The sequence below is a fragment of the Marinomonas ostreistagni genome, from assembly GCF_016461785.1.
Classification (GTDB): domain Bacteria; phylum Pseudomonadota; class Gammaproteobacteria; order Pseudomonadales; family Marinomonadaceae; genus Marinomonas; species Marinomonas ostreistagni_A.
The window spans coordinates 186166-198517 of record NZ_JAEMUH010000002.1 but is presented as its reverse complement, the minus strand read 5'-3'; the positions used below and the strand labels follow the sequence as shown (position 1 = coordinate 198517).

At 44.3% G+C, this 12352-nt stretch carries 12 protein-coding genes; 7 read left to right on the top strand and 5 right to left on the bottom strand.

Translation table 11 applies throughout. The annotated features are described in order from the left end of the window. Nucleotide 1 precedes the first annotated feature (1 nt). The gene (gene rlmM / locus JHD44_RS02690) at nucleotides 2-1054 is read left to right on the top strand and encodes a 23S rRNA (cytidine(2498)-2'-O)-methyltransferase RlmM (RefSeq protein WP_199460832.1); all 1053 of its coding nucleotides are present in this window, start codon (nucleotides 2-4) and stop codon (nucleotides 1052-1054) included. 47 nt (nucleotides 1055-1101) lie between these two features. Here rlmM and JHD44_RS02685 read toward each other — a convergent pair whose 3' ends face one another. Both JHD44_RS02685 and JHD44_RS02680 read right to left on the bottom strand, forming a co-directional pair. Then, on the bottom strand, nucleotides 1102-2778 hold the full coding sequence (locus tag JHD44_RS02685) for a L,D-transpeptidase family protein (protein ID WP_199460830.1): 1677 nt from the start codon (nucleotides 2776-2778) through the stop codon (nucleotides 1102-1104). Further along, nucleotides 2775-3053: a YkgJ family cysteine cluster protein gene (locus tag JHD44_RS02680; RefSeq protein WP_199460828.1), complete on the bottom strand. Its 279-nt coding sequence runs from the start codon at nucleotides 3051-3053 to the stop codon at nucleotides 2775-2777. The genes JHD44_RS02685 and JHD44_RS02680 overlap by 4 nt, the downstream gene beginning before the upstream one ends. 100 nt (nucleotides 3054-3153) lie before the next feature. On the opposite strand from JHD44_RS02680, the gene JHD44_RS02675 reads away from it, so the two are divergent. Continuing rightward, a complete protein-coding gene (locus tag JHD44_RS02675; protein WP_199460826.1) occupies nucleotides 3154-4398 on the top strand; it encodes a diguanylate cyclase in 1245 nt (414 codons plus the stop codon). A gap of 75 nt (nucleotides 4399-4473) precedes the next feature. On the opposite strand, the gene gatB is transcribed toward JHD44_RS02675, so the two are convergent. From gatB to gatC, 3 genes are read right to left on the bottom strand one after another with little or no spacing between them, the layout of a single operon-like run. After that, nucleotides 4474-5919, bottom strand: coding sequence for an Asp-tRNA(Asn)/Glu-tRNA(Gln) amidotransferase subunit GatB (gene gatB / locus JHD44_RS02670; RefSeq protein WP_199460824.1), 1446 nt, complete (start codon nucleotides 5917-5919; stop codon nucleotides 4474-4476). Nucleotides 5920-5921: 2 nt separating this feature from the next. Continuing rightward, a complete protein-coding gene (gene gatA, locus JHD44_RS02665; RefSeq protein ID WP_199460822.1) occupies nucleotides 5922-7382 on the bottom strand; it encodes an Asp-tRNA(Asn)/Glu-tRNA(Gln) amidotransferase subunit GatA in 1461 nt (486 codons plus the stop codon). A 12-nt stretch (nucleotides 7383-7394) separates the two neighbouring features. Next, nucleotides 7395-7682 carry an Asp-tRNA(Asn)/Glu-tRNA(Gln) amidotransferase subunit GatC gene (gene gatC / locus JHD44_RS02660; RefSeq protein ID WP_199460820.1) on the bottom strand — a complete coding sequence of 96 codons (288 nt, stop codon included), beginning with the start codon at nucleotides 7680-7682 and terminating at the stop codon, nucleotides 7395-7397. Nucleotides 7683-7923: 241 nt separating this feature from the next. Between gatC and JHD44_RS02655 the strand changes: the two genes are divergently transcribed. The 5 genes from JHD44_RS02655 to rng are packed head-to-tail and all read left to right on the top strand — an operon-like array spanning nucleotide 7924 to nucleotide 12341. Beyond that, nucleotides 7924-8967 (top strand): rod shape-determining protein, encoded by a 1044-nt coding sequence (locus JHD44_RS02655; protein WP_133560029.1) that lies wholly within the window; start codon nucleotides 7924-7926, stop codon nucleotides 8965-8967. A 36-nt stretch (nucleotides 8968-9003) separates the two neighbouring features. After that, a complete protein-coding gene (mreC, locus tag JHD44_RS02650) occupies nucleotides 9004-9822 on the top strand; it encodes a rod shape-determining protein MreC (protein WP_199460819.1) in 819 nt (272 codons plus the stop codon). Next, entirely contained in the window at nucleotides 9819-10292 is a 474-nt protein-coding gene (gene mreD, locus JHD44_RS02645; protein ID WP_199460817.1) for a rod shape-determining protein MreD, read from the top strand. The genes mreC and mreD overlap by 4 nt, the downstream gene beginning before the upstream one ends. An 8-nt stretch (nucleotides 10293-10300) precedes the next feature. Further along, the gene (locus tag JHD44_RS02640) at nucleotides 10301-10894 is read left to right on the top strand and encodes a Maf family protein (RefSeq protein ID WP_199460815.1); all 594 of its coding nucleotides are present in this window, start codon (nucleotides 10301-10303) and stop codon (nucleotides 10892-10894) included. Continuing rightward, nucleotides 10887-12341, top strand: coding sequence for a ribonuclease G (gene rng, locus JHD44_RS02635; RefSeq protein ID WP_199460813.1), 1455 nt, complete (start codon nucleotides 10887-10889; stop codon nucleotides 12339-12341). Before JHD44_RS02640 ends, rng begins: the two co-directional genes overlap by 8 nt. Nucleotides 12342-12352 lie beyond the last annotated feature (11 nt).

The following is a 12352-nucleotide window of genomic DNA, read 5'->3' as shown; positions in this document are numbered from 1 at the left end:
TATGAAAAATATTTTGATTTACTGCCGTCCAGGGTTTGAAAAAGATGCCTTGGCTGAAATCACCGATAAAGCTGCAGAATGCGGTATTTATGGTTATGGCGTACCGAAAGAAAGTGCCGGTTACATTGTTTTTAATACTGATCAAAATGACGCGGCTGAAACCATCATCCAATCGCTATCTTTCAATCATTTGATTTTTGCACGACAAATTATTGCTATAAATGATGTGATTGATTTTGAGCAAGGCGGGCGAGTTCAAGCACTGCTTGAGGCGGCTCGAGATTTACCTCTAGCGGAAGATATTTGGCTTGAAACGGCTGATACCAACGAGGCGAAAGCATTGGCGGGACTGATTAAGAAAATTCAGAAGCCATTGCTTGGGGCATGGAAGAAGGCTGGCTTACTACGTAAAAAAGCGGTAGGTATCCGTCATCACGTGTTTTTTATGGAAGGTAATCAAGCTTATTTAGGTGTTAGCTTTGATACGTGTCGTTCGGACTATCTAATGGGGATTCGTCGATTGAGATTTCCTGCGAAAGGACCGAGTCGTTCAACCTTGAAGCTAGAAGAGGCATTACTTCAGTTCGTACCAACTAACCGCCTTGAGCGAGACTTGCATGATGGTATGCATGCTGTTGATTTGGGGGCGTGCCCAGGTGGCTGGACCTATCAGTTTGTTGTGCGGGGTATACATACTTACGCGGTAGATAATGGTCCTATGCAAAAAGAGCTGATGGCAACAGGTTTAGTCTCTCATATGACGGAAGATGGCTTCAAATTTGAACCGCCTGTGAAAGTTGATTGGATGGTATGTGACATGGTTGAACGACCGATACTCGTGGCAGAGTTAATGGCAAAATGGTTATGCGAAGGCTGGACGCAACGTACCATTTTTAATTTGAAACTGCCTATGAAAAAACGCTATCAAGAAGTTGTTCAGTGCTTGGAGCTTATTGCTAGTCAGCTTAAACAGCATGGACTTCGATATGAAATGCAGTACAAGCATCTATTTCATGACCGAGAAGAAATTACAGTTTGTATCATGATTAAGTAAAGGGGCGTTTCGCCCCTTCTTTAGTAGATCAGAGCATAAAGGTGAATCTAGAGTGAAAAAGGGGAGTAGCCCATGGCTTCTTCCATCAATTCGTCTCGTTGATAAATGTCATCACGGAACTCAAGCATGCCATTTGTGTTGGGAACCACAGTAAAATATACCAAGTACACCGGAATAGGGTCTTTTAAGGAAATGACAGCTGTTTGTTTAGAGTTTCTAGCATCTTGTAGTTGCTTCATGCGTGTTTTATCACCAGCAACCAACATATCTGCAAGTGCTTCGGGATGTTCAAGTCGAATGCAGCCAGAACTGTATGCTCGATAAGTTTTATTGAACAAATGTTTTGCCGGTGTGTCATGTAAGTAAATATCAAATTTATTTGGGAACATGAATTTATAAGCGCCTAGCGCATTATCTTCATCGGCTACTTGCTCAAAGCGATAGCGCATTGATTCAGGTTCAATATCATTCCAAGCAATCGTGCTGGGGTTCAGTTGTTTTGCTCCAATGCTCCAACTAGAGAAGACTTTATAGCCATGCTCCGTTAAATAGTTTGGGTTTTGTTGAAGCTTTGGTAGTAAGTTTTCTCTGGCAATCCGCATCGGGACGCGCCAAGTTGGGTTTGTCACCATATAGGTCATATTGCCATAAAATACATTGGTTCTTCTGTCTGGCTTTCCGATGATTACTTTCATGCTTTCCATCTGGCCATTTAGGTAGATGTGGGCTTGATAGTCTGTCAGATCTACCCAAATTCTATTATCTTCGAGTTGAGATGGAAGCCAACGCCAGCGCTCTAAATTGTATGCAATTTGTTTAGCCCTTTGTCGTAATGATACGTTTAGGGCTTGGATAGTTTGTGGTCCAGCAGCGCCATCAGAATCTAAATGATGTCTCTTTTGAAACCTCATTAGGGCGTCTCGAAGTGATGAATCAAAGAAATCTTCATTGACTTTGCGTGTGCTGAAGCGAATATCGCCAAGCTGTACGAGTCGAGCTCTTAATTGAGCGACTCGGTTTCCTTCATCGCCAACGCGTAGAGGAGCGCCTGGCTGCACAAAAACATCCCCTTCCTTCTGTGCAGTTTCTTGATAGAACTCTAACCAATTCTGTAGAACTTGATAAGCTGGTTGTCTAGGCGAAAGTGTAGGCAAATAATTTACCATGGCAGCGGGGCTGTCGAGGAAAAGCAGATTCTGCCAATCTTTATTAGGGGCATCGAGTCGCCAATTTGGGTCGATGAGTTGTGGTTCATAGCGTCCATTAGACAGGTCATGGGCAAAACTTGCTAAAGCAATAGTTGCGATAACATCTAATTCCGCTAATTGCTGTGACGTTGGTGTTTTTAAGGCAAGATATTCTTTTAGCGTTTCAAGATGGTAGTGAATCGGGTTTAACCCATGACTGCTCGCAGATTCTAATATATCAACCAACTTGTATAGAGACATATTAAGCTGCTTTTTCTCAATCCAAATAGGGTTGTAGTCTCGAAAAGCATAAGCGTCTAAAACACTTTGGTTTGGTAATGCTTGTCCTGCAATAGGGGTAAACGCTTCTAGCATCCAAGCAACTTGTTGCTTAACACTATGCTCAATTTGCGAATCGCTAGGTGGTGTTATGACGAAGTCACCATATTGACTACTTTGAGTGCTATTAGAGGAGCAGCCACTTAGTAGGGCGCATACTAACAGCGCTGCGCTAAAAGTTTGAAATGAAGACGTCATACTTTGTCCTTAAATATAATGTTGGGAAGCGTGGCCGCCTCCATGTCATTCAGAGTGCTTATTGCTTCGCTTCGATGTTCGCCGCATACATATTCAACGGCTTCAAACTGAGCGCAAACAGCAGGACGATCTGGTTGCCCGAAAATTTTACAATGATAATTCTTGTCTAATTGAATGCAGGGCACGCCGGCAGGTTTGCCATTAGGCATGCCAGGTATTGGGCTAGTGATAGAAGGGGCAATACAACATGCTCCACAGTAAGGTCGACAATTCATTAGAGTTTTTTACAAATGTTCACTATTTACTACTAAGTCACCAACGTTAAATTGGTCATTCGCTGTTACATTCAATAGGAGTAATCTTAAGGGTAGCAGAATGTATAACATATTAGTGGTTGAAGATACCGCTGTTGTTAGAAAAATCCTCGCGAAATTGATTGGTGCTAATCCTTATTTTCGCTGTGTGATGTGTAAGGATCTGGCAGCAGCAAAAGAAGCACTGAATCAAGGCGTGAGCTTTTTAGCGGCGGTTGTGGATCTTAATCTACCGGATGCCCCTAACGGTGAAGTGGTGCCTGAGGTGCTTGGTCATAATATTCCCGTATTGGTTCTAACGGGGAATTTTGATGAGGATCTAAGAAGTCAGTTGCTCAATAAAGGGGTGCTTGACTACATTACCAAAGATAATCGATATGCTTACGGGCAAGTTGAGAAGCTATTAGATCGATTACGCAAAAACCTAAACACTAAGGTGTTGGCTGTCGACGATAGTCGAATGTGTCTAAACATTGTGACAAACCTCTTGCAAAAAGCACACTTTCAAGTGCTAAGGGCTGAGGATGGCTTAGAGGCCCTAGGTGTTCTTGAGTCCAATCCGGATATAAAGTTAGTCATATCCGATCATCATATGCCAAATATGGACGGCTGTACGCTGGTAAAAACTCTGCGTCAAAAGTCTGAATATCAGAGTTTGGTCTTTATTGGTGTTTCTACGGAAGGTGATGGTCTGCTTTCTGCCAAATTTATAAAAAGTGGTGCAAATGACTTTTTGAAGAAGCCTTTTTATCACGAAGAATTCTATTGGCGAGTATTTAGTAGTCTTGAGTCTGTCGAAATGCTCGAAACGATTAAGCAGCAGGCCAACCTAGACCCTTTAACTGGATTGTTTAATCGACGCTACCTTTTTGATAAGGGCAATATTCTGTTCAATACGCGTGATAGTTACGACGGATTTGAAGTGTGTATTTTCGATATTGATGAGTTTAAACAGGTTAATGACACGTACGGTCATTTGATTGGTGATCAATTGCTTGTTCAGTTTTCGAGCATTTTTAAGAACCATTTTGGGGATGATTTAGTCGGTCGATATGGGGGTGAAGAGTTTGTTGTTATTTCAACAAAAAATAAGATCAGCCTCCACTGCGATGTATTAAACTTTATGAATGAGGTTCGAACGACTTTGTTTACGGAGAAGCGAATGGCTGTTACCTGCAGTGTTGGGGTCTGTGTCGATGCATGTGACACACTAGATCATACTTTAGAGGCTGCTGATGCATATCTGTATCGGGCGAAAGGTGCTGGGCGCAATCGAATTGAGCCCCTCAATAGTGAAGTGGCTTAGTCGTTGATGTCGTTGTCAGTGATGTAAAAAAAGCCCGCTCATTTTGAGCGGGCTTTTTGTTTTGGAGTTTTAAGCTTAACCTTTTAGCAGCTTGTTCAGTATAGGTGTAACCATACCTGGGTTGGCCTTTCCTTGTGAGGCTTTCATGACTTGGCCCATGAAGAAACCAATCATTTTCTTCTGCTTGTCTTCATCTGACGCACGGAATTGCTCAACTTGAGCGGCATTGGCATCCAGTACACCTTGAATCATGCTTTCGATGGCGCCAGTATCAGTTACTTGCTTCAGACCTTTGGCTTCGATGATTTCGTCAGCTGAGCCTTCACCTTCCCACATGGACTGAAGAACGTTCTTAGCAGTTTTACCGTTAATGGTATTGTCTTCAATGCGAACCAATAAGCCACCAAGCTGCTCTGCAGTTACAGCAGACTCAGTGATTTCTTTACCTTCAGTGTTTAGGTACTTACTTAGTTCACCCATTACCCAGTTTGCAGCCAGTTTAGCATTGCCGGCAACTTTTGCTACTTCTTCAAAGTAATCAGCCATAGCGCGTGTTGCTGATAGAACGCCTGCGTCGTATTCGCTCAGTTTGTACTCAGACATGAAGCGCTCAGCCTTCTGAACAGGTAGCTCTGGAAGATTCGCTGCGATCTCGTCCACGTATTCCTGCGTCAACTCTACAGGCAATAGATCTGGACAAGGGAAGTAACGGTAGTCGTTCGCATCTTCCTTGCTACGCATGCTGCGTGTCTCGTCTTTGTCAGGATCGTATAGGCGTGTTTCTTGGGTAATCTTGCCGCCATCTTCAAGAATGTCAGCTTGACGCTCGATTTCCGTGTAGATTGCACGCTCAATGAAGCGGAACGAGTTTACGTTCTTGATTTCTGTGCGAGTACCAAATTCTTCTTGGCCTTTAGGGCGTAGAGAGATGTTGATGTCACAACGCATCGAGCCTTCGGCCATGTTGCCATCACAGATGCCAAGATACGTGACGATTGAGTGAATCATCTTAACGTAAGCAACGGCTTCTTTTGCAGAACGCATGTCTGGTTCAGAAACGATTTCAAGCAGCGGTGTGCTGGAGCGGTTCAAGTCTATCCCTGTCATGCCCTGGAAATCTTCGTGCAAAGATTTACCTGCGTCTTCTTCCAAGTGCGCACGGGTGATGCCAACACGTTTTACTGTGCCATCATCAAGCGTGATATCTAGGTGACCTTTGCCCACTATAGGGTGATCCATCTGGCTGGTTTGGTAGCCTTTTGGAAGGTCAGGGTAGAAGTAGTTCTTACGTGCAAAAACCGATGTCATGCCAATTTCAGCGTTCACTGCTTGGCCAAACATCACGGCCATGCGAAGCGCTTCTTTATTGAAAACAGGTAGTGCGCCAGGCATACCTAAATCAACAAGTGTTGTATTGGTATTTGGTTCAGCGCCAAAGCTTGTTGCTGCACCAGAGAATAGTTTTGACTGAGTCGATAGTTGGGCGTGGATTTCCAGGCCGATGACAACTTCCCAATTCATGATTATGCTCCTTCTGCCAAGCTAGGGTTTTTCGTATGCCAATCCGTTGCTTGTTGGAACTTGTGTGCAACGTTTAGTAGCTTGGCTTCTGCGAAGTAGTTACCCATGATCTGTAGGCCAACAGGCATGCCTTCAGCAAAGCCAGCTGGGATAGACATCGCAGGGATGCCTGCAAGGTTTATCGATAGGGTGTAGATGTCTTCTAGGTACATCGCAATTGGGTCATCTGTTTTCGCGCCAATACCAAATGCAGTGGTGGGTGCAACAGGGCCCATGATCACGTCAACTTCGTTAAAAGCTCTAACAAAATCTTCTTTGATTAGGCGACGGATGCGTTGAGCTTTTAAGTAGTAAGCGTCGTAGTAGCCTTCAGACAGAGCGTATGTGCCGACCATAATACGTTTTTGTACTTCTTTGCCGAAGCCTTCGCCACGAGAGCGCTTGTACATGTCCATTAGGTCTTTTGGTTCTTCACAGCGATAGCCGTAACGCACGCCGTCGAAGCGTGATAAGTTAGAAGATGCTTCTGATGGTGCAATCACGTAGTAAGACGGAATACTCAGGTTTAGGTTAGGTAGAGAAATCTCTTTCACCTTGGCACCCAGCTTTTCGAATTCTTTAACGGCATCTTGAATCACTGTCGCAACGCCATTGTTAAGGCCGTCGCCAAAGTATTCTTTAGGTAAGCCAATTGTTAGGCCTTCAAGAGGTGCATCCAGATTTGCAGTGTAATCTTCAGTCGCTACTTCTGAACAAGTTGAGTCGTTCGCATCGAAGCCAGCAATAGATTGAAGTATGTGGGCACAGTCTTCTGCAGAGCGCGCCATAGGGCCCGCTTGGTCAAGGCTTGATGCATAAGCAATCATGCCGAAACGAGAAACGCGACCGTAAGTTGGCTTTAGACCTGAGATACCACAGAAAGAAGCTGGTTGGCGAATCGAGCCGCCTGTGTCAGTACCGGTTGCGGCAACACATAGGCCTGCTGCGACAGCGGCCGCAGAGCCGCCAGATGAGCCACCAGGCACTTTTTCCAAGTCCCAAGGGTTCTTAACAGCACCAAAATGGCTGTTTTCGTTTGATGAACCCATCGCGAATTCATCCATGTTGGTTTTGCCTAATGTTACTGCGCCTGATGCTAACATGCGACCCGTTACAGTGGACTCATAAGGCGGTACAAAGTTATGCAGCATTTTTGAGGCACACGTTGTTAGGATGCCATCAGTACAGAATAAGTCTTTATGGGCGACTGGAATGCCTGCTAGGGCACTTGTTGAGCCTGCTGCGATCAGTTTATCGGCGGCTTCAGCTTGTGCTAGGGCCACTTCGTCAGTCACAGTGATAAAACTGTTTAATTGGCCATCTAGCTGTTTGATTCGTGCTAGGTAATCTTGCGTTAGTTCAACGCTGGAAATTTCTTTAGCTCGCAGTTTCTTCGCGAGCGAGGCAATACTTTGATCAACCATGTCTTTAAGCTCTTAATCGATAACTTTCGGAACCAAGAATAGGCCCGCTTCGGTTTGAGGTGCGTTAGCAAGGAAAGCTTCGCGGCGATTTTCTTCTGTCACCACGTCGTCACGTAGACGTTGTTTTGCTTCTAGTGGGTGAGAAAGTGGCTCAACACCATCGGTGTCGACCGACTGCATTTGTTCAACCAAGTCCAAAACGCTCGTTAGAGAATGTTGGTACTGCTCGGCGTCGTTATCATCTAACGACAAACGAGCAAGGTGCGCGATTTTAAGCACGTCTTGCTTTTCTAGAGACATGTTTCACCTAAATTATATCGGTTTTCGAAAAATGGTGATCATTGTAGCGCCATTAGAGAATGGTAGAAAGCGCACAGCCAAAAAATATGTATTATTCCTCTTGTGATCGAAAAAGCGCCTATAAACAAAGATATATGAGTAAAGAAATCGCATTATTGTGCGGTTTCGGCTTGCTCAATGCACGGCTGGTTGTTACATTTTCTGACTATTCGTAATGGACCATTTCAGGGTGTAGAAATTCATGTTTAAAAAAATTAGGGGAATGTTCTCAAGCGACCTATCCATTGACTTGGGGACAGCTAATACCCTTATTTATGTGCGCGATCGTGGAATCGTTTTGGATGAGCCGTCTGTTGTAGCAATTCGTCACAATGGTAATCAAAAAACTGTTGCTTCCGTTGGTTCCGATGCTAAGCGCATGTTGGGTCGTACCCCTGGAAATATAACCGCGATACGTCCTATGAAAGATGGCGTAATAGCTGATTTCCATGTAACTGAGAAAATGCTTCAGTACTTCATTTCTAAAGTACATGAAAACAGCATGTTAAAGCCAAGCCCTCGTGTTCTAGTCTGTGTTCCATGTAAGTCCACTCAAGTAGAACGTCGTGCGATTAAAGAATCCGCTTTAGGAGCAGGTGCTCGTGAAGTGTTTATCATTGAAGAGCCGATGGCGGCAGCTATTGGTGCAGGGCTTCCTGTTGCGGAAGCATCTGGCTCTATGGTGATCGACATCGGTGGTGGTACCACTGAAATCGCAATCATCTCGTTAAATGGCATCGTGACATCAGAATCGATTCGTGTTGGTGGTGACCGTTTTGATGAGGCCATTACAACTTATGTACGTCGCCAATATGGCAGCCTAATCGGTGATGCGACAGCCGAACGTATTAAGACCGAGATCGGTATGGCTTACCATACTGGTGAAGAGCTTCAAATAGATGTTCGTGGCCGTAATCTTGCGGAAGGTATTCCTCGTTCATTCACACTGAAAAGCTCTGAAATTCTTGAAGCGTTGCAAGAGCCACTAGCGCAAATCGTTCAAGCGGTTAAAGGTGTTCTTGAGCAATCCCCACCTGAGTTGGCGGCTGATATTGCTGAATCAGGTTTAGTCTTAACCGGTGGTGGTGCTTTGCTACGTGAAATTGATCGTCTAATCAGCGAAGAAACAGGTCTGCCTGTGATCATTGCCGATGATCCATTGACCTGTGTAGCTCGAGGAGGCGGTATGGCGCTAGAGATGATGGATAAGCATGCATCTGAATTATTCTCTCCTGAGAGTGATTGATAAGTAGGAGCGCATCTCATTAGTAATTCGGCATTTTTGTCTGGCAAAGTCTCCAGTACTCGCTTTGTGATTCTAGTGTTTGTGTCGCTGGCGATGATTATTGGGGACTTGCAATTCAAAGTTTTTAGTCCAATAAGGCCTTATTTGACTTGGTTGGTGACACCTATTCAAGTCGTTGTAAGTGCCCCGCAAAAAATGATCAGCTGGGCTGAAATGCACCTTGATAGTCGTGAAGATTTGGTGGCTCAAAACCAGGCGTTAAATCAAGAGCTATTACTATTAAGGGGGCAGTTACAGCGTTTTGAAGCGCTAAAAGCTGAAAATGTTCGTCTTAGAGAACTGTTGGATGCCTCGCAAAGGGTCGATGAGAAGGTGGTGATGGGGGAAGTAATTGGCTTTGACCAAAATGCCTACAGCCATAAAATTCTTATCGATAAGGGGTTTTCTAATGGGGCCTATGTCGGACAGCCCGTTCTAGATGCTACCGGTGTCCTAGGTCAAGTCGTAGAAACATCTGCCTATACTAGTCGTGTTCTGTTGATTGCTGATGCAAGTCACTTTGTTCCCGTGCAACTTGCTCGCACTGGTTTTAGAAGTGTTCTTCGTGGAACAGGCGATATGAAGCGTATGGAGCTGATGAGTGTTCCGCATACGGCTGATATTAAAAAAGGGGATATTCTGACGACAAGCGGTTTAGCGGATCGTTTTCCTCTTGGATATCCTGTTGGTGTTGTTAGAGCCGTTCGTCACATTTCAGGCAAGCCTTATGCCGATGTGGATGTTGTGCCCTTGGCTCAGCTTGGGCGTAGTCGTCATGTTATGCTGATCGAGAAAAATGAAGAGGCGCAGCAATGAGGTCGTCATTTGCATTTGTTCTGACATTCATTGTCGCTCTCATGCTTGAAGGGTTGGTATTTCCAACACACTTGGTTTGGTTTAAACCGGAATGGACGTTACTGGCCATACTGTATTGGGTCATTGCCTTGCCCTTCAAAGTGGGCGTAGGAGCGGCATGGTTTTTAGGCCTTCTTGTCGATTTGTTGCAAGGCGGAGTTATTGGACAGCATTCTTTAACCTATGTTGTGATTACTGCGGCCTGTGCCACACTTTATAAACGGTTGAGAATGTATCGGCGCTGGCAGCAAAGTATTTTTATTTTTTTGCTCATCTCAATCAATCAGCTTGTTGGTTTCTGGATTGATCACATTACTGGTGATGCGGAACCAACTCTGATGATTTTTATGCCTGCTCTCGTATCTGCAATTCTATGGCCTTGGGTTTTTGTTTTACTTAGAAGTGTTCGTAGACTGTACTTAATAAAATAAGAGGTTTCATGATTATTCTTGCTTCTGCTTCGCCTAGGCGTAAAGAGCTGCTTTCCACTCTGGTCAATGCCTTCGAGGTAAGACCTGCCGATATTGACGAAACTCCATTTTCTATGGAATCCCCAGAAGAGTATGTCATTCGCATGGCAAGAGAAAAAGCAGAAGCAATTGCAAAACATGATGTTGAACATCGTGATGTAATCATTGCCTCGGATACTAGTGTTGTTATTGATGAGCAAATTTTAGGTAAACCGGAGAGTTTTGAGCACGCAAAGGAAATGTTGCGTGCGCTTTCTGGCAAAACTCACCAGGTTATGACTTCTGTGTGTGTGTGTAATGGTGGCTTAAACCGAGTGGCCACCTGTAATGTCATATCAGATGTGTCATTTCGCGAAATTTCAGATCTAGAAATAGAACACTATTGGAAAACAGGAGAGCCGTGCGACAAAGCAGGGTCTTATGCAATTCAGGGTGTTGGTGGGATGTTTGTTAAACATATGTCCGGCTCTTTTTCGGCCGTAGTAGGCTTGCCAATCTATGAAGTAAGTCAGTTTCTGAGTGAATTCGGAGTGAGTCCTTTAAAGGAGAATATTCGTGAGTGAAGATGTCTTAATTAACGTCACCCCGATGGAAATACGTGTAGCACTGGTTGAAAATGGCGTGCTACAAGAAGTGTATATCGAACGCTCTAGTCGTAAAGGAATTGTTGGTAATATATATCAAGGTAAGGTTGTACGGGTATTGCCGGGTATGCAGGCTGCTTTTGTGGATATAGGCTTAGAAAGAGCTGCCTTTATTCACGTTTCTGAGGTGGCTGATCGTGATTCTGTTAATGCTAGCGATCAAATTGGTGACTATTTACGTGAAGGGCAGTCGCTGGTTGTGCAAGTAACGAAAGACCCAATCAGTACTAAAGGTGCTCGTTTAACTACACACCTTTCTATCCCGTCCAGGTATTTGGTCTATATGCCTGACCAAGCCCATGTTGGTGTAAGTCAGCGCATTGAAAATGAAGAAGAACGAGATCGTCTAAAGCAGTTAGTCTCCAAAGCATTGGAAGATAGGGATGAAACCAGTGGCTATATTCTCCGAACTGCTGCAGAGCGTGCGGGTGAAGAAGAGATTCTTGCTGATATCAATTTTTTAACACGCCTATGGCAGTCTGTTAAAAAACGTATTCATACAAGTAAGGCTCCTGCCATAATTTATGAAGATCTGCCCCTTCATTTACGTACTATGCGAGACTTAGTTAGCTTAACTACCGAGAAGATTCGTATTGATTCGAAGGAGAATTATGCAAAATTAAGAGCTTTTGCTGAAGACTTTATTCCTGAGTTAATGAATCGAATTGAATATTACCCAGGTGAGCGTCCAATTTTCGATTTGTACAGTGTCGAAGATGAAATTCAGAGGGCTCTAGATCGTAAAGTTCAGCTTAAATCCGGCGGGTATTTGCTTATTGAGCAAACGGAGTCCATGACCACAATCGATGTGAATACTGGTGCATTTGTGGGCAGTCGAAATTTAGAAGAAACCATCTACAAAACGAACTTAGAAGCAGCGACAGCTATTGGGCGTCAACTTAGGCTCCGCAATCTAGGTGGCATCATTATCATTGACTTTATCGACATGGAAGACGAAGAGCATAAGCGACAAGTGTTGCGAATGCTTGAGAAGGTGTTAGAGTCGGATCATGCCAAGACTAAGATCACAGGTGTTTCTGAGTTGGGCTTGGTTGAAATGACCCGTAAGCGCACTAGAGAAAGCTTGGGACAGGTTTTGTGTGAGCCTTGTCGTTCATGTCGTGGAAGCGGTGTGGTGAAAACTCCTGAAACAGTTTGCTATGAAGTATTACGAGAAATTATGCGCGCTGATCGGGCTTATAATTCACAAACTTATACTGTCTTAGCAAGTGGTCCTGTGGTGGAGCGTTTTCTGGATGAAGAAAGTGCAGCGGTGGCTGAGCTCGAAGCCTTTATTGGTAAAACTATACGCTTCCAAGTGGATCCTGTTTACACTCAAGACCAGTACGATGTAGTGCTGCGTTAATGAGATAAATG